The following is a 24,207-nucleotide window of genomic DNA, read 5'->3' as shown; positions in this document are numbered from 1 at the left end:
GTTGCGTCCCTCTCCACCGACGAATTATAGATAAAATGTGATTCTATCTATACTAGTTGCGGTGAGCAGAGGGAGATAGCCAGGAATGCGGGATGCGATCGTAACGAACGGAGCAGAATCGGTCAGCTCCGGCGCCGATGAAACGCGTTGGAGTTTCGCTGAGGCGCAAACTATCTATAATTGGTCCTTCAACGATCTTCTGTTCCGGGCCCAGTCCGTCCACCGCATCCATTTCGATCCGAACGCGGTGCAGATGAGCCGGCTGTTGTCGATCAAGACCGGCGGATGTGCGGAGGATTGCGGCTATTGCAGCCAGTCGGCGCATTACCCAACCGGCCTCAAGGCGTCGAAGCTGATGGAGGTCGAACGGGTCATCGCCGAGGCACGCAGGGCCAAGGACGGCGGCGCGACGCGCTACTGCATGGGGGCCGCCTGGCGCGGGCCGAAAGAGCGCGATATGGAGGCGATCGCCGCGATGGTGCGCGGCGTCAAGGCGCTCGGGCTGGAAACCTGCATGACCCTCGGCATGCTGTCGCCGGCCCAATCGGAGCGGCTCGCAGAGGCCGGGCTCGACTACTACAACCACAATGTCGATACTTCAGAGCGCTTCTACGGCGAGATCATCACCACCCGGACCTTCGCCGACAGGCTGGAAACGCTTGCCAACGTCCGCGACGCGGGCATCAAGGTCTGCGCCGGCGGCATATTGGGCATGGGCGAGACAATCGATGATCGGATCTCGATGCTGGTGACGCTCGCCAATCTTCCGGCGGCGCCGGAAAGCGTGCCGATCAACATGCTGATACCCATTCCCGGGTCGAAGCTTGCCGATGCGGCGCCGGTCGATCCGATCGACTTCGTCCGGACGATCGCGCTTGCCCGCATCCTGATGCCGCAGTCCCATGTCCGCCTATCGGCCGGTCGCACGGACATGAGCGACGAGATGCAGGCGCTCTGTTTCTTCGCCGGGGCGAATTCGATCTTCGTCGGCGAGACGCTGTTGACGGCCGACAATCCCGGCGAGGACCACGACGCGGCACTCTTCCGCCGCCTCGGACTGAAGCCGATGGAATTGCAGCCGGCGGAGATGGAGCCGGCCAAATGATCGCCGATGGTCTGGGCCGCTACGCGAAAACCCTGGCTGGACTCGAGCGAAAGGGCCGGCACCGCGCGCTTGTCGCCCGAGCGGGAATTGATTTCACCTCGAATGACTATTTGGGCCTTGCCAACGCGCCGCGCCTGAAGGCGGCGATCGCCGCGGCGCTCGATCGAGGCGTGCCGGTCGGCGCCAGCGGATCGCGGCTGTTGCGCGGCAATCATCCGGAGCATGAGGCGCTGGAGGCGGAAGCGGCCGAATTCTTCGGCTCGGATCGTGCGCTTTTTTTCGGCAGCGGCTATGCCGCCAATGTTGCACTGTTTTCGACCCTGCCGCAGCGCGACGACATCATTGTCCACGACGCGCTGATTCATGCGAGCGCCCATGAGGGCATTGCCGCAAGCAAGGCGCGGGCGGTTGCCGTAAGACACAACGATGTCGATGCCTTTGCCGACGTCATCCGGAAGTGGCGCAGCGCCGGCGGAACCGGGCATCCGTGGATTGCCGTCGAAAGCCTCTATTCGATGGACGGTGATAGAGCGTCGCTCGTGGACCTTGCCGCGCTTGCAGAAGAGCACGACGGCTTCCTGGTCATCGATGAGGCCCATGCCACGGGTGTTTTCGGTCCCGGTGGCCGCGGGTTTTCGGCGGCGCTCAAGGGTCGGGAAAAGCTCGTGGTGCTGCACACCTGCGGCAAGGCGCTCGGCGTTTCCGGCGCATTGCTCGGTGCGAATGGGCTCCTTTGCGACTATCTCGTCAACCGCGCTCGCGGCTTCATATATTCGACCGCACCGTCGCCCTTGACGGCCGCCGCGGTTAGCGAGGCGTTGCGGATCGCCGCGGACGAACCGCAGCGCCGGGCGGACTTCGACGCGCTCAGCGCCTTTGCCAATGCGGCTCTTGCCGCTACGCTCGGGGTCGAAGGCAGCGGATCGCAGATCCTTCCGGTGATGGTCGGCGACAATGGGCGCGCTGTGAAGATCGCCGATCGCCTGCGCGAGGAGGGGTTCGACATCCGCGCGATCCGCCCGCCGACGGTTCCTGAGGGCACGGCGCGGCTCCGAATCGCAATCACCCTGAATGTCGACAGGCCTGCGATCGCGCAGATGCTGGAACGGCTGAAGGTCGCGATTGCAGAGGAGAGATGATGACATCGCGCATCGTGATCACCGGCACGGATACAGGCATCGGCAAGACCGTCTTCGCCGCCGCACTCACCGATGCCCTTGCCGGCTGCTACTGGAAGCCGGTGCAGTCCGGGCTCGACGGCGAAACGGACAGCGAAGCCGTCCAGCGGCTCGGCCGGATAGACGCTCGCCGAATCCTGCCGGAGGCCCACAGGCTCGCCACGCCCGCCTCGCCGCATCTCTCTGCCAGGCTCGACGGCGTGACGATCCGGCCAGAAAGCCTCTCCCCGCCGAAGACCAACGCGCCGCTCGTCATCGAAGGGGCGGGTGGGTTGCTGGTGCCGCTAACGAAGCGGATGGTCTTTGCCGATGTTTTTGCGCGCTGGCGAATTCCCGTTGTCCTCTGCACCCGCACTGGACTAGGCACGATCAATCACACGCTGCTGACGCTCGAAGCGCTGCGCGCCCGGTCGATTCCGGTTCTCGGCGTCGCCTTCATCGGCGATGAGCAGCCAGACACGGAAAGCATTATCGCGGAACTTGGTCATGTCAGAGTGCTTGGGCGGCTGCCGCGGCTCGAACTATTGACGCCCGACCGTCTCCGCCAGGCCTTTCGCGAACAGTTCAAGGTGGACGATTTCCGGGAGGTGCTGGCATGAGCGTCTCGCCGGTGTGGCACCCTTTCACCCAGCACGCGCTGGAGCCGGCGATGAAGCATGTCGTCCGCACCGAGGGTGCCTATCTCATCGACGAGGATGGCTCGCATATTCTCGATGCGATCTCGTCCTGGTGGGTAATCACCCACGGCCACCGGCATCCGGCGATCATGGAGGCGATCCGGCGTGCCGCGGAAACCCATGACCAGGTGATCTTTGCCGAATACACCCACGCGCCAGCGGAGGAACTGGCCAAGGGCCTGATCGGGATCGCGCCCGCCGGATTGAAGCACGTCTTCTATTCCGACAGCGGCTCGACCGCGGTGGAGGTGGCGCTGAAGATGGCGCTTGGCTACTTCCACAATATCGGCGCGCCGCGCAGCCGCGTCTGCGTGATGGAGCACAGCTACCATGGCGACACGATCGGCACGATGTCGGCCGGCGAGCGCGGCGTCTTCAATGTGGCTTACGAGCCGCTTCTCTTCGCCGTCGACCGGTTGCCATTTCCCGAAGCCGGTCGCGAACAGGAGACGCTCGACGCGTTCGAGGTTTATTGCGCTTCCGGCCAGGTGGCGGCGCTGCTCATCGAACCATTGGTCCTCGGCGCCGGCGGAATGAAGGTCTATCCACCCTTCGTCCTTGCCGAACTGAAGCGGATCGCGGAACGGCATGGCACTCTCCTGATTGCCGATGAGGTGATGACCGGCTGGGGCCGCACCGGCACACTTTTCGCCTGTGAACAGGCGGGCATTGCGCCCGACATCCTGTGCACGTCGAAGGGCTTGACCGGCGGCGCGCTGCCGCTGGCGGCGACCCTGTGCACGGTCGAGATATTCGACGCGCATCTGTCAGCGGACCGGCGCCGGACCTTCTTTCATTCCAGCTCCTATACGGCCAATCCGATCGCCTGCGCGGCGGCCGTCGCCAATCTCTCCGTGTGGAAGTCGGAGCCGGTCGGCGAACGCATCGAAGCGCTTGCCGCGAAGCAGCGGCGGCATCTGCAGCGCTTCGGCGCCGATCCGCGCTTCCGCTATGTTCGCCAGGCAGGCACGATCGCCGCGCTCGACCTTGCCGTACCGACGGGGGGCTATCTTGCAGATGTCGGGCCACGGCTCAGGGCCTTCTTTCGAGAGCGCCGGGTGCTCATCCGCCCGCTTGGCAACGTCATCTATCTGATGCCGCCCTATTGCGTCGTCGATGCCGATCTCGACCGGGCCTATGAGGCGATCGACGCGGCGGCCTCGGCCTTTGTATCGGGGCGGCTATGAGCATCGTCCGCTCATCCCACCTTGCCGGCTTTGGCCACTCTGTGCCGGCGCGGCGCGTCGACAATGCCGAGATCGAAACGCAACTCGGCCTCGAGCCGGGCTGGATCGAACGCCGCACCGGCATCCGGGCGCGGCGCTGGGTCGAGGCGGGCGATACGCTGAGCGGCCTTGCGACCAGGGCCGGCGAAGCCGCGCTTCAGGATGCGGGGGTTTCGCGCGGCGAAATCGCCTTGACGCTGCTTGCGACCTCGACGCCCGATCACCTGCTGCCGCCCACTGCGCCGCTGCTTGCCCATCGCCTCGGGCTTGCCAATTCCGGCGCGATCGACCTCGCCGGCGCCTGTTCGGGCTTCCTCTACGCGCTGACGCTTGCAGATGGGTTCGTTCGCGCGCAGGGAAAGCCGGTCCTTGTCGTTGCCGCCAATATCCTGAGCCGTCGCATCAACCAAGCGGAAAGGGCAAGCGCCGTGCTCTTTGCCGACGCGGCCGGCGCCGTCGTCATCATGCCGTCGGACGATCCACAAAAGGGGGTGCTTGGCGTCGATGTGGCCTCGGATGGGAGCGGCTACGATCTGATTACGATTCCCGCCGGCGGCAGCAGCCAGCCCTTTGCTTCAGGGATGGCGGCGGAGGATGCATTGATGACGATGCGGGACGGGCGGGAGGTGTTTGTCCGCGCCGTCGAGATGATGTCGGCTTGCGCAACCCGCGCGCTCGCCGCTGGGGGACTTGGCCCGGCGGATGTCAGCCGCTTCGTGCCGCACCAGGCGAATGTCCGGATCTTCGATGCGGTTTGCAACAATCTCGGAATCGACCCGTCGAAGACCGTCCGGACCATCGAGGAGCACGGCAACTCGTCGGCTGCGACGATCCCGCTGTCGCTATCGCTGGCGCACAAGGCCAAGCCCTTCATCGCCGGTGAAAAGCTGTTGCTGACGGCGGCCGGCGCGGGGCTGACCGGAGGGGCGGTGCTCGTCAGTATCTGAAGCGGGACGTGAGAGTGCTGTAATCGCTACCGCAACAGCGAGGCGCGGAGTGCGACGATTTCCTGCTTGAGCCGGCCGATCTCGGCGGGCTGCATTCCTGTCGCATCGAGGATGCCACATGGAACGGTGCTGGCCTTTGCCTTCAGCGCCCGGCCAGTTTCGGTCAAGCGCACGCGGACCTGCCGCTCATCGGCCCGGTCGCGAATCCTCGATATATAGCCGATCGCCTCGAGACGCTTCAGCATGGGAGTGAGGGTGCTCGACTCAAGAAAGAGCTTCTCGCCGAGACTGCCAACGGTCTGATCGTCCTTTTCCCACAGGACAACCATCACGAGATATTGCGGGTAGGTGAGGTCCAATTCATCGAGCAGCGGCTTGTAGACGCGCGTGAACGCGTGGTTCGCGGAATAGATCGCAAAGCACAGGAAATTGTCGAGCTTCATCAACTCTTCGGGCGAGGGAGTGTCTGCCTTCGTCATGGTCTTGTCCCGAGTTTTCCGCAAAGGCACAATAAATCGTTCGCGATATAATCGCAAGGTATTGACAGGAGGAACAGCGCACCGTAAGTATCGTGCACGATTTAATCGATAGCGACTAAAAGTCGGCGCCGATTTATATCGTGCGCGATTTAAATAGCTGTCTCACGAAGGAGGGACAATTCGATGACGAAGGTTCAGGACAGTACAGCCACCGTTTCCAGGAGGGAGATGCTGACGGGAGCACTCGGCGCCGCCAGCGCGGCCGCCGCGCTTGCCGTCTCGCAGCCAGGCGCCGCGGCGGATACAGTGAAGCCATCAACCACCGAAGGAGCAAGGACCATGGGAAGCAGGATCACCACTCGCGACGGCGTTGAAATCTACTACAAGGACTGGGGCCCGAAGGATGGGCCGGTCGTCATCCTCAGCCACGGCTGGCCGCTGTCATCCGATAGCTGGGAAGCCCAGGCCTTCCATCTGGCCAAGGATGGTTTCCGCGTCGTCACCCATGATCGCCGCGGCCACGGCCGGTCCAGCCAGCCCTGGGACGGCAACGACATGGATCACTATGCCGACGATCTTGCCGATCTGATCGAGCAACTGGATCTGAAGGGTATCTTCCTGGCCGGCTTCTCGACCGGCGGTGGCGAGATCGCCCGCTATATCGGTCGCCACGGCACTCGTCGCGTCGCCAAGGCCGGGCTGATCTCGGCAGTGCCGCCGCTGATGGTCAAGACCGACAAGAACCCCGGCGGCTTACCCAAGGATGTGTTCGATGGCTTGCAGGCCGCAAGCCTCACCGACCGCTCGCAACTCTACAAGGACATCGCTTCTGGTCCGTTCTTCGGCTTCAACCGGCCAGGCGCGAAGCCGTCGCAGGGGATGATCGACAGCTTCTGGCTGCAGGGCATGACCGGCGGCCACAAGAATACCTATGATTCGATCGTCGCCTTCTCGCAGACCGACTTCACCGAGGACCTGAAGAAGTTCGACGTGCCGACGCTCATCATTCACGGCGACGACGACCAGATCGTTCCGATCGACGCCGCCGCCCGGGCCTCGAAGAAGCTCATTCCGCATGCGGAACTGAAGGTCTATCCGGGCGCGCCGCATGGCATCACGGATACCCACAAGGAGCAGTTGAACAAGGACCTGCTGGAGTTCGCGCGATCCTAGGGTAATGCGTGCCAGAGTGGCCATTGGAAGGGCGCCGCAAGCCGGCGCCATTCCTCGTTTGGGGAAGCCGCGCGGTTTCGCTCCTGCTTTCAGCCGCCCGCCCGCCCGAGTTTGGTTTCTTTCGGCAGGACAGATTGTGCTTGCGAAACAGAGACTTGACTTTAATCATGCCATTTCAGACGATGCCGCATCACGATGCACGTCGAAATGGCGTGCCGGCAAGGACATCTGAAGACGTTGAGTGACGCGGCGATCATCGCTCCGCAAAGGGCGTGGGGAAAAGGGCGGCTTGTTGCCAAGTCCGAAAGGGGGCGCACGCGCATCGCCGAGCTCTACCAGGAAGGCTGCGCCAAGATCCGTTTGCCGAAGACCTTCGACGGTTCGATGGAAGCGGTGCTCATCAACTCTTCCGGCGGCGTCACCGGTGGCGACCAGCTCGAGTGGGGTTTTGCGGCCGGCGAGGGGACGAGCCTGACGCTGACCACGCAGGCCTGCGAGAAGATCTACAAGGCGAGCGCCGGCACGGCTGCGATCACGACACACATAGCCGCCGCCGCCGGAAGCCGCGTCGATTGGCTGCCGCAGGAGACCATCCTCTTCGACCGGGCCTCGCTGTCGCGTTCGCTCGAGGTCGACCTGGCGCCGGATGCAAGTTTTCTCGCGGTGGAGGCGGTGCTCATCGGCCGCAAGGCTATGGGTGAGGCGGTGCATGCCGGCTTGTGTCGCGATCGCTGGCGGGTGCGGAGCGGCGGCGGGCTGGTTCATGCGGAAAACCTGACGCTTGCCGACGATATTGCGAGGCTGGCCGCCAGGCCCGCAACGCTCGGCGGCGCGGCCGCCTTCGCGACGCTCCTCTATATAGCGCCGGATTGCGAAGCGACGTTTTCGAAGCTGCGCGGAGTGCTTGCTCCGGTAGTACAGGCGGGCGTCAGCCACTACCGGGTCGGCGGTCGCGACAAGCTCGTCGCCCGGGTCACCGCTCTCGACGGATTTGAGCTTAGAAAAATCCTCGTCCCGCTCATTTCGCACTTGCGTAAAGACGCGTCTGTGCCGAAAGTCTGGACTCTCTGATCCCGCAGTCAATCCGGATAGCGACGCATGAATCTCACTCCGCGCGAAAAAGACAAGCTGTTGATTTCCATGGCGGCAATGGTGGCCCGCCGGCGCCTGGAGCGAGGCGTCAAGCTCAATCACCCTGAGGCGATTGCCCTCATCACCGACTTCGTCGTCGAGGGTGCGCGCGACGGCCGGTCCGTTGCGGAATTGATGGAGGCCGGCGCGCATGTGCTGACCCGCGACCAGGTGATGGTGGGCATCCCCGAGATGATCCACGACATCCAGGTCGAGGCGACCTTTCCGGATGGGACGAAGCTCGTCACCGTTCACGAACCCATCCGGTAAGGAGAGATCGATGCTGAGCCTGCGTCCGAACTGCGAATGCTGCGACCGTGACCTGCCACCCGAAAGCCGGGAGGCGATGATCTGCACCTTCGAATGCACCTTTTGCGCCGATTGCGCCGAGGCGAAGCTTGGCGGGATCTGCCCGAACTGCAGCGGCGAACTGGTACGCCGTCCGGCGCGCCCGGCTGCGATGCTGAAGAAATATCCGGGCTCGGCGGAGCGCGTGCTGAAGCCGCAAGGCTGCGCGCCAGCGACGGTCGCGTAAGGGGGACAGGAGCATGATTCCAGGCGAGATTGTCGCAGCCGCTGGAGACATCGAACTCAATGCCGGTCTTCCGACCGTCACGATCGAAGTCTCCAATTCCGGCGACCGGCCGGTCCAGGTCGGCAGTCACTATCATTTCGCGGAAACAAATCCGGGCCTGATCTTCGACCGCGACGCGGCGCGCGGCAAGCGGCTCGATATTCCGGCCGGCACGGCCGTCCGGTTCGAGCCGGGCCAGACCCGGCAGGTCACGCTGATCCCGCTTTCCGGCAAGCGCGAGGTTTTCGGCTTCCGCCAGCAGGTGATGGGCAAGCTATGAGAGCGGTCGCGCCCGCTATAGGCCTGCTTCTCATTGTTGCGGCGTCTGCGTTCGCTCAGGAACAGCCTGAGGTGGACTGCCAAAAGGCGGTGACGCAGATGGATTTGAACATTTGCGCCGGTCAGGAGTACCAGGCAGCGGACGCGGAACTCAACAAGACCTACCGCGAGGCGATCGCCGTGATGCAGGAAACCGACAGGGAGCTCGGTGATATCGACGCGGCCTATGTCGGTGCGGTCGAAGCATTGAAAAAGGCGCAACGGGCCTGGATCGGCTATCGCGACGGCCAGTGCGAGCTCGCCGGATTCGAGGCGCGGGGCGGCTCGATGGAACCGATGCTGGTTTCCGGCTGCCTCGCCGAGCTGACGCGCAAGCGAACCGCCGAATTGAAAGAGCTCCTCGAAGCTCGAGGGAGCTGACCTTTGCAGAGCCGGCGCGTCATCATGGTCGTTGGCAATGGCGAGGTGCCGGAAGGCGCTGCCGCGACGATCGATGCCGCCGACCTGGTGATCCGCTTCAATGACTGCCGCTCGGCCGGCCGCGGCGGAACCAGGACGGACGTGGTCGCCGTCTGCAACACCGGTCGCCCGGCCTTGTCGATGCTCGGCGGCGGACGCTGGAAGACGAGCGAGCCGGTGCGGCAGGCGCGCGAAATCTGGAGTGTGCGCTCCGGTGCCAAATTCGCGGCGATGCGGGCAGCACTTGCCAAGAACCATCCGGACCTCGGCGATTTCTGTGACGACTACTCCACTGGCTTCGAAAGTTTCGCACAGGCGACCGGGCGGCAGCACCGGGTCGTGCCGGAGGGGACGCACGAGCGGCTGGAGCGGGATCTCGCCCGTTTCGCGCCGGCACCTTACGTCGCACCGTCGAGCGGCCTGGTGGTGATCGCCGAAGTCCTCGCCAGCGTCGCCTCTGCCGGAGACGATATCGTGCTTGCCGGCTTCGGCCACAGCGGCTGGGAGTGGCATCCCTTTGCCGCCGAGCGACGCTATGTCGATGCGATTGCCGCCGAGGGGCGGCTTCGTCGCCTCAAACCATTACCTTCGTCAGACTTGCCCCAAGGAGCCTGAACCCATGTCCTACAAGATGTCGCGTGCGGCCTATGCCAACATGTTCGGTCCGACCGTCGGCGACAGGGTCCGGCTTGCCGATACCGAACTGTTCATCCAGGTCGAGAAGGACTTCACGACCTATGGCGAGGAGGTGAAGTTCGGCGGCGGCAAGGTCATCCGCGACGGCATGGGCCAGAGCCAGGTCACGCGCGAGGGCGGCGCTGTCGACACCGTCATCACCAATGCGCTGATCGTTGACCATTGGGGCATCGTCAAAGCGGATATCGGTCTCAAGGATGGGCGGATCGCCGCGATCGGCAAGGCGGGCAACCCGGACACGCAGCCGGGCGTGAACGTCATCGTCGGCCCGGGCACGGAGGCGATCGCCGGCGAGGGCAAGATCGTTACCGCCGGCGGCATGGACAGCCATATCCACTTCATCTGCCCGCAGCAGATCGAAGAGGCGCTGATGAGCGGGCTGACCTGCATGCTCGGCGGCGGCACAGGTCCTGCGCACGGCACGCTCGCCACCACCTGCACGCCGGGACCGTGGCATATCGCCCGGATGATCGAGGCGGCCGATGCCTTTCCGATGAACCTTGCCTTTGCCGGCAAGGGCAACGCCTCGCTGCCGGGCGCGCTCGTCGAAATGGTGCTCGGCGGCGCCACCTCGCTGAAGCTGCACGAGGACTGGGGCACGACGCCCGGGGCGATCGATTGCTGCCTGTCGGTCGCCGACGAATACGACGTTCAGGTGATGATCCACACCGACACGCTGAACGAGAGCGGCTTCGTCGAGGACACGATCGCAGCGATCAAAGGCCGGACCATTCACGCCTTCCACACCGAAGGGGCAGGCGGCGGCCATGCGCCGGACATCATCAAGATCTGCGGCCAGCCGAACGTCATCCCGTCTTCGACCAACCCGACGCGGCCCTATACGCTGAACACGCTGGCAGAACATCTCGACATGCTGATGGTCTGCCATCACCTGTCGCCCTCGATTCCCGAGGATATCGCCTTTGCTGAAAGCCGGATTCGCAAGGAGACGATCGCCGCCGAGGACATCCTTCACGACATTGGCGCCTTCTCGATCATCTCATCGGACAGTCAGGCCATGGGCCGCGTCGGCGAGGTGGCGATCCGCACCTGGCAGACCGCCGATAAGATGAAGCGCCAGCGCGGCCGGCTGAAGGAAGAAACGGGCGACAACGACAATTTCCGCGTCAAGCGCTATGTCGCCAAATACACGATCAACCCGGCGATCGCCCATGGCCTTAGCCATGAGATCGGCTCGCTCGAAGTCGGCAAGCGCGCCGATCTCGTGATCTGGAATCCGGCCTTCTTCGGCGTGAAGCCGGACATGGTGCTGCTCGGCGGCACTATCGCCGCGGCACCGATGGGCGACCCGAATGCTTCGATCCCGACGCCGCAGCCGGTGCACTATCGACCGATGTTCGGAGCCTATGGTCGAAGCCGGACCAATTCTTCAGTTACCTTCGTCTCGCAGGCCTCGCTCGACGCGGGACTGGCCGGAAGGCTCGGTGTCGCCAAGGAACTTGTCGCCGTTCAAAACACCCGCGGCGGCATCGGCAAGGCGTCGATGATCCACAACAGCCTGACGCCGGTGATCGAGGTCGATCCGGAAACCTATGAAGTCCGCGCCGATGGCGTACTGCTGACCTGTGAGCCTGCGACCGTGCTGCCGATGGCGCAGCGGTATTTCCTGTTCTAGACGGTTCCGCTCCAAACGACGTAAGCGGCAGCCATGCAGCGATCGCATGGCTGCCATGCGGTGCCGACTGAATCGGTGCTTTGATGCTGCGCTGCAGCGGAATCTTCGGTAGAAGAGGCCTCCCTTTTCGCCGGCTGTGGTTTCCTCCCAAGACTTCGCGGCCGGATGCCCAGTCGAAGGAGATGATGATGCTCGGCAGAAAAGTTCCCGTTGTAACCTTCCGTACCCGCGTCCGCGACGAATCGGTCGGCGGTTCCAATCCGTTCCGCTGGCACGATGTTTCGTCGAACGACTATTTCGCCGGCAAACGCGTCGTTCTGTTCTCGCTGCCGGGCGCCTTCACCCCGACCTGCTCGACGTATCAGCTGCCGGATTTCGAGAAGCTGACGCCCGAGTTCCGCGCGCTCGGGATCGATGAAATCTATTGCATCTCGGTCAACGACGCCTTCGTCATGAACGCCTGGGGCAAGTCACAGGGGCTCGAAAACGTCAAGCTCATTCCGGACGGTTCGGGCGAGTTCACCCGCAAGATGGGCATGCTGGTCGCCAAGGACAATCTCGGCTTCGGCATGCGTTCCTGGCGCTACGCCGCCGTCGTCAGCGACGGCACGGTCGAGCAGTGGTTCGAGGAGGAAGGCTATTCGGACAATTGCGACAGTGATCCGTACGGCGTTTCCTCGCCGCAGAACATTCTCGACGCGCTGAAGTCGCAGAAGATCGCTGCCTGATCCGCCATCGTGTTCATGAAGGCCCCGGCCGCCGCAAGCAGGTTTGAAAGTCGTTCGGATTTTCGCCTTCTTGCTGGCGCCGGGGCTTTTTCTTGTTAAAGTGGAGCCCGTTGGAGACTGGGAATTCAATGGTTTACGTCATCGCATATCTTAAGGCGCATGCGGACAAGGGCGACGAGGTCGCAGCACTTGCGGCGCCGCTGATCGATGCCACCCGCAAGGAGGAGGGCTGCGTCAGCGATGATCTCTATCGCAAGGTCGCCGGGCCGGACACGGTGGTCTTCGTCGAGACCTGGAAGAGCCGCGCGGCCCTCGATGCCCATTTCGCCGAACCGCATCTGAAGGCATTCCAGGCGGCAATGGCCGACCATCTTGCGGAGGTTCGCGTCGAGGTCGTATATCCCGAAAAGATCGAGGTCCTCTGACGTGCCCTACCGTTCGACCGAAATTCTTTCCCCCGGTTCTGCCGACAAGACGCCGCTTCACCGCGTGACGCTCACCCATGACCAGCGGCATCTGCGCCGCAAGCTCTTGCATCTCGAAAACGACGACGTCGTGATGCTCGACCTCAAGGAGCCGGTGATGCTCGCCGACGGCGACCTTTTGGTGCTGGAGGGCGGCGGCTACATCGAAGTGAAGGCGGCTGAGGAGGTGCTCTACGACATCCGTCCGCGCGATAGGCTGCACCTGATCGAACTCGCCTGGCATCTCGGCAACCGACACTTGCCGGCGGCGATCGAGGAGGGGCGGATATTGATTGCCCGCGATCCCGTCATCCGCGCCATGCTCGAAGGCCTCGGAGCAACGGTGAGCGAAGTTGTCGAACCATTCCACCCCCTCCGCGGCGCCTATCACGGCACCGGCGGCCATCACCATGGGCATGATCGCGACCACCACCATGGCTGAAGAGGCGGCCATGCAGGCTCAGCTGCGTCTCGTCACCTGGCTTTCGCCCGCCTTTCCCGTCGGCGCCTTTTCCTATTCCGGCGGCTTGGAACAGGCGGTTCACGACGGCCTCGTGGCGAATGCAGGCGATCTGCGGCTGTGGCTTGAAACGCTGTTGAATCACGGCACGGTCTGGAACGACGCGCTGTTACTGGCCGAAAGCTACTGCAGCCACGCAGATCCGGCACGGCTGCAGGCGGTCGGCGAACTGGCCGAGGCGCTCGCCGGTTCGCGTGAACGGCACATGGAGACCATGCTTCTTGGCGAGGCGTTTCTTGCCGCCGCCAGCCACTGGCCGCATCCGGTGTTGGAGATGCTCGGATCAAGGGCCGCCTATCCGGTGGCGGTCGGCGCCGTCGCCGGTGCACATCGGACCGGGCTCGAGCCGACACTTGCCGCCTATCTCAACGCAACGACATCGAGTGCCGTATCGGTTGCCATCCGTTGCGGCGTCACCGGCCAGCGCGACGGGGTCGGCTTGCTTGCCGGCCTGGAGGCCGAGATTGCGGCGGTTGCCTGCCGTGCCGCGCGCGGCTCGCTGGACGATCTTGGCTCGGCGACCATCATCGCCGACATTGCATCTCTGAGACATGAGACCCTGCATTCGCGCCTGTTCCGCTCCTAGCGGGAGGAACCGCGAACGCCGCGCGCCTCATGCAATAGAAAGGACATTGGAAATGCCATCGAAAAACGGTCCCCTTCGCGTCGGCATCGGTGGCCCGGTCGGGTCAGGCAAGACGGCGCTGACCGACAAGCTGTGCAAGGCGATGCGCGAGAACTATTCGGTCGCCGTCGTCACCAACGATATCTACACCAAGGAGGATGCCGAGGCGCTGGTGCGCATGCAGGCGCTGCCGTCGGAGCGGATCGTCGGCGTCGAGACCGGCGGCTGCCCGCATACGGCGATCCGTGAGGACGCTTCGATCAATCTCCAGGCGATCGCCGAGCTCAACCGCCGTATTCCCGATCTCGACGTGGTCTTCATCGAATCGGGCGGAGACAATCTCGCGGCAACCTTTTCGCCCGATCTGGCGGACCTGACCATCTATGTGATTTCCGTCTGCCAGGGCGAGGAAATCCCGCGCAAGGGCGGCCCCGGGATCACCAAGTCCGATCTGCTGGTGATCAACAAGAAGGATCTGGCCCCCTATGTGGGCGCCGATCTTGAGGTGATGGAGCACGACGCGACGCGAATGCGCGCCGAAAAGCCCTTCGTGTTTTCCGACATGAAGCGCGGCGAGGGCGTCGACCGGATCGTCGAGTTTCTCACCGTGCAGGGCGGTCTCTAGAGCCATTCGAAACTGTTCCAGCGCCTGACGATCGCGAATTTCGATCATCCGCCCTTCACAACAACGCCTGACTGACGGAGCGTGGAAAAGGCCCGCGACAGCGCCTCGGGGGCGAGGCGTGGTAGCCGCGAAAAGAAGCGCGAATTGAGGAGGATGGCCCGGCCGCTCGAATTCAATCGCAAAGTCTTCATACCGCTCGTCCCGAATAGATCGTGACGAACCTAGCGCTTCCTCGCCGCTCATGATTTGACCCGTATCAAATAACTTCGCGAAAGGAGACGCTGCTGCCTGTCCGTGATTTGGAACGGTGCAGCAGCGCTGTTTCGTGGAAAACGCCTATTCGGCGGCGAGCGCCGGATGGCTGATGACCTTGCGGTCGGACTTGCCGCGCCGCTCCGCCTCGAGTGCCTTGACGCGGTCTTCCAGGCTTTCGATCGTGCTGCCCTGTTCGGCGGCGAGTTTGCTCAGTTCCTCGCGGTCGAGCGGCAGATCTTCCTCTTCCTTCTTGCCGATGAAACGGCTGAAGATCCAGGCGAGAAGACGCGACAGATCATCCATGATGAGGAAGAACGAGGGAACGACGACGAGGCTCAGAACCGTCGAGACGATGATGCCGCCGATGACGGCGATCGCCATCGGAGCGCGGAACGAGCCGCCTTCGCCGACGCCGAGGGCTGAAGGCAGCATGCCAGCCGACATGGCGATCGACGTCATGACGATCGGGCGGGCACGTTTGCGGCCCGCTTCGACCATCGCCAGCGTACGATCCATGCCGTGGTGCATCATTTCGATGCCGAAGTCGACGAGCAGGATGGCGTTCTTGGTGACGATGCCCATCAGCATCAGGATGCCGATAAGAACGGGCATGGAGAGTGCGTTCTGCGTCAGGATCAGCGCTGCCGCCACGCCGCCGATCGCAAGCGGCAGCGAGAACAGGATGGTGAAAGGCTGGATCACGTCCTTGAAGAGAAGGATGAGCACGACCAGCACCATCATCAGGCCGAGCAGCATCGCGTTGCCGAAGCTCTGCTGCATTTCGGCCTGCACTTCGGCATCGCCGCTCTCGAGAAACTCGACGGTTCCCGGTAGCTTCGCCTCGCCGGCGATCTGCTTGAAGCGGGCGGAGGCCGTGTCGAGTGCTACGCCCACGGGGAGGTCGGCGCCGAGCTTGACGACGCGATAGCGGTCGTAGCGCTTGATGGAGCTCGGCCCCTCCGCATAGTTGATGTCCGCGACACTTGAGAGCGGAACGGTGGCGCCGGATGCGGTCTGGACCTTGAGGTTGCGGATGGCCGCCAAATCGGTGCGGAAATCGCGATTGAGCTGGACACGGATCGGGATCAGCCGCCCGTCAAGGGCAATCTTGGTGAGCAGCGCATCGATATCGCCGATGGTGGCGACGCGGATCACCTCGGAAATCTGCGCCGTCGTGATGCCGAGACGCGACATCTGCTCGTCACGCGGGCGGATCTGCAGTTCCGGCCGCGGCAGCGCCCCATCGGGACTGACATTGGCAAGCAGCGGGTCCTTGCGCAGCTTTGCTTCGAGAGTGGCCACGGCCTGGTCCAGATCCGCCTCGTTGTTGGAAAGCAGGTTGAAGGACAGGTCGCGCTCGCCGCGGTCGTTGAGTTTGGTGACGCGAACATCCGGGATCGACCGAAGCTTTGCGAGGATCTCCTTTTCGATCTGCGACTGCGGCTTAATACGGCCGGCCGGCGGCAGCTTCGGCAGATACTCACCGATCAGCGGTGTGCGGCCGATCACGTCGTTGACGACCTTGTTGACGAGAGAGTGATCGAGCTTCTGGAGCAGCACGGTGACGGCGGCGCGACGCAGCTCGAGATCGCCCTTCGGCGAGGCGCCGCCGAGCACGAAGACGTTCTCGACGCCCTCGATATCCTTGATGCGGTTGTAGATCTCAGTCGTCGTCCGGTCCGTATCCTCGAGCATCGCGTCCGGCGGCAATTCGATCGACAGGCTGACGCGCGAATTGTCTTCCGGCGGCAGGAAGCTGCCGGGCACCTGCAACAGGAAATAGACGGAAATGGCGAGGCAACCGATGGCGGCGAGCAGCGTCGTATAGCGCCAACGGGTCGTCACGCGGATGATACCCGTATAGAGCTTCATGATGCCGCTGTCGTCGTCACCATGGTGGCCACCGCCGACATCCGTCGGCTGCATCAGATAGGCCGCCATCACGGGCGTGATCAGGCGGGCGACCAGAAGCGAAAAGAACACCGACACGGCGACCGTCAGGCCGAACTGGATGAAGTATTGGCCAGGGATGCCCGGCATGAAGGAGACGGGCACGAAGACGGCGATGATGGTGAAGGTGGTGGCGATCACCGCGAGGCCGATCTCGTCCGCGGCTTCGATCGCGGCCCGGTAGGGCGACTTGCCCATGCGGATATGCCGCTCGATATTCTCGATCTCGACGATTGCGTCGTCGACGAGGATGCCGGTCGCAAGCGTCATCGCCAGGAAGCTGACGAGGTTCAGCGAGAAACCGAGGAGTTCCATCACCCAGAAGGTCGGAATGGCCGAGAGCGGCAGGGCGACGGCCGAGATCAGCGTGGCGCGCCAGTTGCGCAGGAACAGCAGCACGACGACGACGGCGAGAAGCGCGCCCTCGATCAGCGTGTGAATTGCCGCCTCGTAGTTGCCATAGGTGAAGTAAACCGAATCGTCGACCATCTCGATGGTGACTTCCGGATGCTTGGCGCGGATTTCGTCGAGCGTCTTGGCAACCGTTTCGGCGACACTGACTTCGCTGGCGCCCTTGGCGCGGAATACTGCAAAGGTGACGCCCGGATGGCCGTTGAAGCGCGAGAACGACTTCGGCTCCTCGTAGGTATCTGTCACCTTGCCGAGCTCCGACAGACGAAGGAAGCGTCCGTTCGGCAGCGAGATCATCGTGTTCGCGAGCTGGGAAACATCGCGGGCATCACCGAGCGTGCGGATCGCCTGTTCGCTGCCGCCGACCTGTCCGCGACCGGAACCCAGATCCATGTTCATGCGGCGGAGCTGGCCGTTGACGTCGGCAGCGGTGATTCCGAAGGAATTCAGGCGATCTTCATCAAGCTCGATACGGACCTCGCGATCGGACCCGCCATAGCGGTCGACGCGGCCGATGCCGCTCTGGCCCTGGATAGCCCGCTTGATCGTGTCGTCGACGAACCAGGAGAGTTCTTCGAGCGTCATGCCGGGCGAGGAGACGGAGAAGGTCTGGATCGCCTGGCCCTCGACATCGACCTTCGAAACGATTGGCTCGTCGATCGAAGTCGGCAGGTCGCCGCGGATGCGGTCGATCGCATCCTTCACGTCCTGCACGGCCTGTGTGGTCGGCACTTCCATGCGGAAGATGACGGCCGTCGTGGATGTGCCGTCGGTGATCGTCGACTCGATGTGGTCGACCCCGGAGATGCCGGCGACCGCGTCCTCGATTTCCTTGGTGACCTGGGTTTCCAGCTCGGCAGGAGCGGCTCCGCTCTGCGTTACGTTGATCGAGACGATCGGCACGTCGATGTTCGGGAAGCGGGTGATCGGCAGCGAATTGAAGGACTGCCAGCCGAGCACGAGCAGCACGAAAAACGCCAGGATCGGCGCGACCGGATTGCGGATGGACCAGGCGGAGAAGTTCATGGTCTCTGTTCCCGTCAATTGGTTATCGGCTGGTCGGATTTGACCGGATTGATCCGGTCTCCGTCGCGCACATAGGCGCCAGCCTTTGCCACCGCCTGTTCGCCTGCCTTGAGGCCGGAAAGGATCTCAACGAATTGCCCGTCCTGGATGCCTGTCTCGACCGGTACCAGGCGCACGACGCCGCCTTCGACTTTACGGACGATGGTTTTCCCGTCTTCCGATGTAACAGCGGTTTGCGGCAGAACGACTGTCTGCTTTTCTTCGACCGTGACGATTGCGCTCGCATACATGCCGGCGCGTGCCTCGGTCGTGTCGGTAAGGCTGATGTGAACCTTGCCGAGACGCGTCTGGACATCGACCGTCGGTGCGATCAGGCGGATCTTGCCCTCGACCGTCGCGTTGCTGCCAGCGAGCTTGACCGTGGCGGGTTGCCCGATGGCAAGCTTGATGATGTCCGCCTCGGCGACATCGGCCGTCATTTCGATCGCGCCGTCGCGGATCATCGCAAAGAGCGGCTCGCCCGTGCCGCTGGCGATCGCGCCGATCTTGGCGTTCTTGGCGGAGATCACGCCGCTGACCGGCGCCTTGACCGCGGTACGGGCAAGCCTGAGGTCGATATCGTCGATCTGCGCCTGGACAACCTTGATGTCCGCTCTGGCAACACCGACCGATTGCTCGGCCGAACGGCGGCGGGCGCGGGTGGCGGCGGCGAGCGCCTTAAGGCGGTCCGCCTCGGCCGTCGAGATTGTGCCGTTTTCCGAAAGCCGCACGGCGCGATCGGCGACGCGCGTCGCCTCTTCGGAGTTTGCGGTGGACTCTGCGAGTTGGGCGTTCAGTTGCGCGAGCGACGCCTCCGCCTTGGCGAGGTTGGCCTCGAGCTGGCTTTTCTGCAGGAGCAGCGCGTCGTCGTTGAGAACAGCGAGCGTGCTGCCTTGTTCGACCCGGTCACCGACATCGACATTCAACGAGCGTATGGAAAGCCCGTCGACGAGTGGTGCGACATAGATCTCCTCGACGGCCTCGATCGAACCGGTGGCAAGAATGCGGTCGCTGATCTTGCGTTGTGTCGCTTCGGTCACGACGATCGAGGGCAATGCCTGCGAGGGTTGCGGCTTTGCGGCTTCCTCGGCCGAAACGCCGGAAATTGCGCCGAGCGTCATCGCTGCGCATGCGCCGAGAAGAAGGAGAAGTTTCTGAGCCATCGGCCTAAGGTCCTGACACAAATAAATCATGCCGCATCGCCATTCTTCAAGGGCGGATATCCGGCTGCAATCATGCTGTTCCCGCGCATTCCGCTCGGTTATGCCCCGCTCGCAGTCCACGCATTCGAATTGTCCGGCCCACGGTCTCAAACCAAGGTGCCGGCCTGCTGCATGTTTGCTTAAATCCTAGTCGATTTACGGATAAGCACATGCAGAGATTCAAAGTGCTACAGCGAACCTTTTGCGCGTCTGATAAGACACGTGGCGCTGTAGGAGAATTTTGCTCGCGAGGCCGAGTTCAAGAGAAACCAGTTCCTCCCTGCGTCTGCTCCCCAGTCAAATGTTCCGGCCTATGTAAGCGTGGTAGCAAATGCTTACAAGAGCGTAGAAGCGATGGTGCCTCATTGTTTCTTTCTGTCGCTTCATCGAGGCTATATTGGCGCAACCTAAATGCAAGCTTAACAACCGGAGCGCGCGGCAAAAAGCGCGCGGCATACTGCCGCGCGCTCCGCAATCGGTCGTGATGCCGCGACTTATTTCAGCGCTTCGTCCGTGATTTCGTGGGTCCAGGCGCCTTCCGGCTCCTTGGAGATGACCGGATCCGAGCCGCCGGAGAGCAGCGACTGGACCGTACGCTTGTAGTCGGCCTCGTCGAGCGCGCCGTTCGAACCCGCCGTCAGTTTGGCGATCTCGCCCATCATGCGCTTCTGGTGCTTTTCCGTCTGCGCGCCGGTCGAGTCGTTTTCGAGTACGATATCAGCCGCCTCGTCGGGGTTCTCCTCGGCATATTTCCAGCCCTTCATCGAGGCGCGAACGAACTTCACCATCTTTTCCTTGAAGGCCGCGTCCTTGAGCTTGTCCTCGAGTACGTAGAGGCCGTCCTCGAGCGTCGCAACGCCCTGGTCTTCATATTTGAAGGTGACGAGATCCTCGGGCTTGATGCCGGCGTCGATGACCTGCCAATACTCGTTGTAGGTCATCGTCGAGATGCAGGCGGCCTGCTTCTGGATCAGCGGGTCGACGTTGAAGCCCTGCTTCAGGACGGTCACGCCGTTCGTTCCGCCATCCGTCGGAATTTTCAACTGCGACATCCAGGAGAGGAACGGGTACTCGTTGCCGAAGAACCAAACGCCAAGCGTCTTGCCCTTGAAGTCCTCGGGAGTCTTGACCCCAGACTCCTTGAGACAGGTGAGCATCATGCCGGACTTCTTGAAGGGCTGGGCGATGTTGACGAGCGGCACGCCCTTTTCGCGCGTGGCGAGGGCGGACGGCATCCAGTCGACGATGACGTCGGCGCCACCGCCGGCGATGACCTGCGGCGGAGCGATATCCGGCCCGCCCGGCTTGATATCGACGTCGAGGCCCTCTTCCTCGTAGAAGCCCTTGTCCTTGGCGACAAAATAGCCGGCGAACTGGGCTTGCGTGACCCATTTCAGCTGCAGCGTGACCTTGTCGGCGGCATTGGCATGAAAGGCGGCAAGCGAAAAGACGCCAGCTGCCAGCAGAGATGCAAGTTTCTTGTTCATGTCAGTTCCCTCTTATCATTGTTCCATTATCAGCCCCGGCCACTGCGGATGGACGGATGCCAGAACGTGACGGCTCGCTCGACGAGCGCGACCACCCCGTAAAAGGCGGAGCCAGCCACCGCCGCAACGGCGATTTCGGCCCAGACCATGTCGACGTTCATGCGCCCCACTTCCGTGGAGATCCGAAAACCCATGCCGACAATGGGCGTTCCGAAAAACTCGGCCACGATCGCGCCGATCAGCGCCAGCGTCGAGTTAATCTTGAGAGCGTTGAAAATGAAAGGCCAAGCCGCGGGCAGCCGCAGCTTGACGAGCGTCTGCCACCAGGTGGCGGCATAGGTGCGCATCAGGTCGCGCTCCATGTGGCTCGCGGCTGCAAGGCCCGACACCGTGTTCACCAGCATCGGGAAGAAGGTCATGATGACGACGACGGCAACCTTCGATTGCCAGTCGAAGCCGAACCACATGACCATGATCGGAGCGACGCCGATGACGGGGAGGGCGGAGACGAAGTTGCCGAGCGGCAGCAGTCCCTTCTGGAGAAAGGGAGAGCGGTCGATGAGGATCGCCATCAGGAAACCGAGGCCGCAGCCGAGCGCATAGCCGGTCAGCACGGATTTCAGGAAGGTCTGGCGGAAGTCGGCGCCAAGCGTCGGCAGCGAATTGACGAGCCGCCCCCAAATCATCGACGGTGCCGGCAAGAGCACGGAAGGAACGGCGAAACCGCGGACGATGCCCTCCCACAGAACCAGGATCGTGATGCCGAAGATGAGCGGCACGGCGAAGCGTGCGGCGTTGCTCATCGTGCGGTTCGAAAAATGCTGACGGACCAGCCATTCGTTGAAGGCCCAGGCGATCAGCCAGAAAAGGATGGCGCCGGCGAGAGCAGGAAGGTTCATGGCTTGGCTCCCATGCGCTTCAGGACCGCGGAGTGCGCGACGCCGACGATCATGACCAGCACGGCGGCGAGCGCCGCGGCCATGAACAGGGCGGCCCAGATCTGTACCGTCTGGCCGTAATACGAGCCGGCGAGGAGCCGCGCGCCGAGCCCGGCCACCGCACCGGTCGGCAGTTCGCCGACAATGGCGCCGACGAGCGAGATGGCGACGGCGACCTTCAGCGAGGTGAACAGATACGGCATGGAGGAGGGCCAGCGCAGTTTCCAGAAGGTCTGCGCCGACGAGGCGTTATAGGTGTGCATCAGGTCGAGTTGGATCGTTTCGGGGCTCCGCAATCCCTTGACCATGCCGACCACCACCGGGAAGAACGATAAATAGGTGGAGATCAGCGCCTTCGGCAGCAGGCCGGCAACGCCGATGGCGTTCAAGACGACGATGATCATCGGCGCGATTGCCAGGATCGGTATCGTTTGGCTGGCGATCACCCATGGCATTAGCGAGCGGTCCATGGCGCGGTTATGGACAATGCCGACGGCGAGAAGCACGCCAAGTGCGGCGCCTATGCCGAAGCCGAGCAGCGTGGCGGAGAGCGTGATCCAGGCGTGGTAGACGAGGCTGCGCTTCGAGGTGATCGCCTTGTTGAAGGTGGTGTCCCAGATCTCGGCAACCACCTGATGAGGGGCGGGCAGCACGGGCCTTTCCTGCGCCATCGTGTTGCGGACAAGATCGGAGAACGCGATCTCGGTTCCGGCACGCGCTGCCGTATCGCGCTCGAAAGGAGCGTTCAGGAAGACGGCGGCGATGTACCAGATGGCGATCATCAGAAGGACGACGGTGGAGATGGGGAGGAGTTTGTCTCGGATGAAACTCGGCTTATGCATCATGGCCGCCTCCTCCGGTCGCAAGCGGTGCGTTGTTCGGGGCGCATGGCCGCCTTGTGGAGAGGGGTCGCGGAGGAGGTGTCAGTCCCACTCGACAGCTACTCATCATAACTATGTCCCGCCCTCAAACCCTCGCGCACGCGGTGGGCGATCTCCAGAAACTCCGGCGTCTCGCGGATGCCGAGCGGCCGTTCCTTCGGCAGAGTCGATTCGATGATATCCGTCACGCGTCCGGGGCGCGGGCTCATGACGACGATCTTTGTAGAGAGATAGACCGCCTCCGGGATGGAGTGGGTGACGAAGCAGATCGTCTTGTCGGTGCGGGCCCAGAGCTTCAGGAGCTGCTCGTTCAAGTGGTCGCGGACGATCTCGTCGAGAGCACCGAAGGGCTCGTCCATCAGAAGAAGATCGGCATCGAAAGCGAGAGCGCGGGCGATCGATGCGCGCTGCTGCATGCCGCCGGAGAGCTGCCACGGATATTTCTTGCCGAAGCCCGAGAGGTTGACGAGCTCCAGCGTGCGCTCGATGCGCGCTTTCTGCTCTTGCCTGGAATGGCCCATGATTTCGAGCGGCAGCGCGATGTTCTTCTCGATCGTGCGCCAAGGATAAAGGGCGGGCGCCTGGAAGACATAGCCATAGGCGCGCCGCCGGCGGGCTTCCTCCGGGGTCATGCCGTTGACGGCGATCGTGCCGGCGGTGGGTTTTTCAAGATCGGCGATGACGCGAAGGAACGTGGTCTTGCCGCAGCCGGACGGGCCGATAAAGGAGACGAAATCGCCCTTCGCCACATCGAGGTTCACGCCGGTAAGTGCATTGACCGGCCCGTCGCTGGTCTCAAACGTCAGGCCGAGATTCCGGGCCGTGACCACGGAGGCGGGATTGGATGTCATCAGTAGATTCTCATCATGGCTCGTCTGTGTCAGACTGCTATCCGCACCTGCAACATGCAATCGGGGATTCGCCGCTGACGACTTCTGTTGCGGGTTTTTCAGCGAATTCTGGAGAACACTCATGGCTCGATCACCCAATCCTGGCTGTCGCGTGGTTCGCCCCGGCGACGCCTATGCCGGCAAGCAGGGGCTCAGCTATTTCGAAGGCATTGCCGCGGAGACGGTCGGCTCCACCGGCATCTGCATGCATCTGTTGACCATGCCGCCTGGCGCGCGCGCCAAGGCGCACCTCCACGAGAGCCACGAAACGGCCATTTACGTTCTTTCCGGCGAGGCGCACACCTGGTTCGGCGAGCGGCTCGAAGAGCATGTCATCGTCAAGACCGGCGAGATGTTCTACATCCCGGCCGGCGTGCCGCATCTCCCCGCGAATCTTTCGGACACCCCGTGCACGGCGGTCATCGCCCGGACAGATCCGAACGAGCAGGAGAGCGTCGTGCTGCTTCCCGAACTGGATGGGCTGGTGCCCTGAGGCGGAGATTGCCGCTATTTGCCGCAAGTCCTCCATCTCCGCTTTTGCGGAGGTAAAATCAATCGAGTTGGCAGAGGCGGGCGGCAATGACTGAGTTGGCAGCACTTGAACCA

At 63.0% G+C, this 24,207-nt stretch carries 26 protein-coding genes and 1 pseudogene; 19 read left to right on the top strand and 8 right to left on the bottom strand.

The genetic code is table 11. From position 1 onward, the window contains the following. Positions 1-85: 85 nt before the first annotated feature. From bioB to USDA257_RS24010, 5 genes are read left to right on the top strand one after another with little or no spacing between them, the layout of a single operon-like run. Positions 86-1,105 (top strand): biotin synthase BioB, encoded by a 1,020-nt coding sequence (gene bioB / locus USDA257_RS24030; RefSeq protein WP_014765597.1) that lies wholly within the window; start codon positions 86-88, stop codon positions 1,103-1,105. After that, complete coding sequence (locus USDA257_RS24025; RefSeq protein WP_014765596.1) at positions 1,102-2,244, top strand: 8-amino-7-oxononanoate synthase; 1,143 nt, start codon at positions 1,102-1,104, stop codon at positions 2,242-2,244. Before bioB ends, USDA257_RS24025 begins: the two co-directional genes overlap by 4 nt. Next, positions 2,241-2,882, top strand: coding sequence for a dethiobiotin synthase (gene bioD / locus USDA257_RS24020; RefSeq protein ID WP_080605681.1), 642 nt, complete (start codon positions 2,241-2,243; stop codon positions 2,880-2,882). The genes USDA257_RS24025 and bioD overlap by 4 nt, the downstream gene beginning before the upstream one ends. Further along, positions 2,879-4,147 (top strand): adenosylmethionine--8-amino-7-oxononanoate transaminase, encoded by a 1,269-nt coding sequence (locus USDA257_RS24015; RefSeq protein WP_014765594.1) that lies wholly within the window; start codon positions 2,879-2,881, stop codon positions 4,145-4,147. The genes bioD and USDA257_RS24015 overlap by 4 nt, the downstream gene beginning before the upstream one ends. Further along, positions 4,144-5,133 carry a beta-ketoacyl-ACP synthase III gene (locus USDA257_RS24010; protein ID WP_014765593.1) on the top strand — a complete coding sequence of 330 codons (990 nt, stop codon included), beginning with the start codon at positions 4,144-4,146 and terminating at the stop codon, positions 5,131-5,133. Before USDA257_RS24015 ends, USDA257_RS24010 begins: the two co-directional genes overlap by 4 nt. Positions 5,134-5,159: 26 nt before the next feature. Here the strand turns inward: USDA257_RS24010 and USDA257_RS24005 are convergent, their stop codons facing one another. After that, a complete protein-coding gene (locus USDA257_RS24005) occupies positions 5,160-5,612 on the bottom strand; it encodes a MarR family winged helix-turn-helix transcriptional regulator (protein WP_014765592.1) in 453 nt (150 codons plus the stop codon). A 183-nt stretch (positions 5,613-5,795) separates the two neighbouring features. Between USDA257_RS24005 and USDA257_RS24000 the strand changes: the two genes are divergently transcribed. The 13 genes from USDA257_RS24000 to ureG all read left to right on the top strand — a co-directional run bounded on the left by USDA257_RS24000 (position 5,796) and on the right by ureG (position 14,522). Then, positions 5,796-6,785: an alpha/beta fold hydrolase gene (locus tag USDA257_RS24000; RefSeq protein WP_014765591.1), complete on the top strand. Its 990-nt coding sequence runs from the start codon at positions 5,796-5,798 to the stop codon at positions 6,783-6,785. A 237-nt stretch (positions 6,786-7,022) separates the two neighbouring features. Next, positions 7,023-7,856, top strand: a complete 834-nt coding sequence (locus USDA257_RS23995; RefSeq protein WP_041414599.1) for an urease accessory protein UreD — start codon at positions 7,023-7,025, stop codon at positions 7,854-7,856. 27 nt (positions 7,857-7,883) lie between these two features. Then, positions 7,884-8,186 (top strand): urease subunit gamma, encoded by a 303-nt coding sequence (locus USDA257_RS23990; RefSeq protein ID WP_014765589.1) that lies wholly within the window; start codon positions 7,884-7,886, stop codon positions 8,184-8,186. A gap of 10 nt (positions 8,187-8,196) precedes the next feature. After that, complete coding sequence (locus USDA257_RS23985) at positions 8,197-8,451, top strand: DUF1272 domain-containing protein (protein ID WP_014765588.1); 255 nt, start codon at positions 8,197-8,199, stop codon at positions 8,449-8,451. Between the two features lie 13 nt (positions 8,452-8,464). Continuing rightward, the gene (locus USDA257_RS23980) at positions 8,465-8,770 is read left to right on the top strand and encodes an urease subunit beta (RefSeq protein WP_014765587.1); all 306 of its coding nucleotides are present in this window, start codon (positions 8,465-8,467) and stop codon (positions 8,768-8,770) included. After that, positions 8,767-9,189: a lysozyme inhibitor LprI family protein gene (locus USDA257_RS23975; protein WP_014765586.1), complete on the top strand. Its 423-nt coding sequence runs from the start codon at positions 8,767-8,769 to the stop codon at positions 9,187-9,189. Before USDA257_RS23980 ends, USDA257_RS23975 begins: the two co-directional genes overlap by 4 nt. Before the next feature lie 3 nt (positions 9,190-9,192). Continuing rightward, positions 9,193-9,843, top strand: coding sequence for a hypothetical protein (locus USDA257_RS23970; protein ID WP_014765585.1), 651 nt, complete (start codon positions 9,193-9,195; stop codon positions 9,841-9,843). 4 nt (positions 9,844-9,847) lie between these two features. After that, the gene (gene ureC, locus USDA257_RS23965) at positions 9,848-11,560 is read left to right on the top strand and encodes an urease subunit alpha (RefSeq protein ID WP_014765584.1); all 1,713 of its coding nucleotides are present in this window, start codon (positions 9,848-9,850) and stop codon (positions 11,558-11,560) included. Positions 11,561-11,748: 188 nt separating this feature from the next. Next, positions 11,749-12,288: a peroxiredoxin gene (locus USDA257_RS23960; RefSeq protein ID WP_014765583.1), complete on the top strand. Its 540-nt coding sequence runs from the start codon at positions 11,749-11,751 to the stop codon at positions 12,286-12,288. Positions 12,289-12,416: 128 nt separating this feature from the next. Further along, positions 12,417-12,713: a putative quinol monooxygenase gene (locus tag USDA257_RS23955; protein WP_014765582.1), complete on the top strand. Its 297-nt coding sequence runs from the start codon at positions 12,417-12,419 to the stop codon at positions 12,711-12,713. Between the two features lies 1 nt (position 12,714). Next, positions 12,715-13,194, top strand: coding sequence for an urease accessory protein UreE (gene ureE, locus USDA257_RS23950; RefSeq protein WP_014765581.1), 480 nt, complete (start codon positions 12,715-12,717; stop codon positions 13,192-13,194). Beyond that, positions 13,187-13,858, top strand: coding sequence for an urease accessory protein UreF (locus USDA257_RS23945; RefSeq protein WP_041415583.1), 672 nt, complete (start codon positions 13,187-13,189; stop codon positions 13,856-13,858). Before ureE ends, USDA257_RS23945 begins: the two co-directional genes overlap by 8 nt. A gap of 52 nt (positions 13,859-13,910) precedes the next feature. Continuing rightward, positions 13,911-14,522 carry an urease accessory protein UreG gene (ureG, locus tag USDA257_RS23940; protein ID WP_014765579.1) on the top strand — a complete coding sequence of 204 codons (612 nt, stop codon included), beginning with the start codon at positions 13,911-13,913 and terminating at the stop codon, positions 14,520-14,522. A 9-nt stretch (positions 14,523-14,531) separates the two neighbouring features. Here the strand turns inward: ureG and USDA257_RS38055 are convergent. The 7 genes and pseudogenes from USDA257_RS38055 to USDA257_RS23910 form a co-directional block, all read right to left on the bottom strand. Then, positions 14,532-14,638 (bottom strand): annotated as a pseudogene (locus USDA257_RS38055) (helix-turn-helix domain-containing protein); the annotation flags it as partial. 220 nt (positions 14,639-14,858) lie between these two features. After that, positions 14,859-18,164: an efflux RND transporter permease subunit gene (locus USDA257_RS23935; RefSeq protein WP_014765577.1), complete on the bottom strand. Its 3,306-nt coding sequence runs from the start codon at positions 18,162-18,164 to the stop codon at positions 14,859-14,861. A gap of 14 nt (positions 18,165-18,178) precedes the next feature. Beyond that, positions 18,179-19,366 (bottom strand): efflux RND transporter periplasmic adaptor subunit, encoded by a 1,188-nt coding sequence (locus tag USDA257_RS23930; protein ID WP_014765576.1) that lies wholly within the window; start codon positions 19,364-19,366, stop codon positions 18,179-18,181. Between the two features lie 533 nt (positions 19,367-19,899). After that, the gene (locus USDA257_RS23925; protein WP_014765575.1) at positions 19,900-20,892 is read right to left on the bottom strand and encodes an ABC transporter substrate-binding protein; all 993 of its coding nucleotides are present in this window, start codon (positions 20,890-20,892) and stop codon (positions 19,900-19,902) included. Positions 20,893-20,921: 29 nt separating this feature from the next. Next, on the bottom strand, positions 20,922-21,791 hold the full coding sequence (locus USDA257_RS23920) for an ABC transporter permease (RefSeq protein ID WP_014765574.1): 870 nt from the start codon (positions 21,789-21,791) through the stop codon (positions 20,922-20,924). Beyond that, entirely contained in the window at positions 21,788-22,672 is an 885-nt protein-coding gene (locus USDA257_RS23915) for an ABC transporter permease (protein WP_041415581.1), read from the bottom strand. Before USDA257_RS23915 ends, USDA257_RS23920 begins: the two co-directional genes overlap by 4 nt. Positions 22,673-22,770: 98 nt before the next feature. Next, positions 22,771-23,562 carry an ABC transporter ATP-binding protein gene (locus tag USDA257_RS23910; RefSeq protein ID WP_041414596.1) on the bottom strand — a complete coding sequence of 264 codons (792 nt, stop codon included), beginning with the start codon at positions 23,560-23,562 and terminating at the stop codon, positions 22,771-22,773. A 121-nt stretch (positions 23,563-23,683) separates the two neighbouring features. Here USDA257_RS23910 and USDA257_RS23905 point away from each other — a divergent pair, with 121 nt between their 5' ends. Continuing rightward, positions 23,684-24,094: a cupin domain-containing protein gene (locus tag USDA257_RS23905; RefSeq protein ID WP_014765571.1), complete on the top strand. Its 411-nt coding sequence runs from the start codon at positions 23,684-23,686 to the stop codon at positions 24,092-24,094. Positions 24,095-24,207: the final 113 nt, after the last annotated feature.

The organism is Sinorhizobium fredii USDA 257 (assembly GCF_000265205.3).
GTDB classification, from domain to species: domain Bacteria; phylum Pseudomonadota; class Alphaproteobacteria; order Rhizobiales; family Rhizobiaceae; genus Sinorhizobium; species Sinorhizobium fredii_B.
The sequence above is the reverse complement of the archived record's forward strand: the minus strand, read 5'-3'. Positions and strand labels throughout refer to the sequence as shown.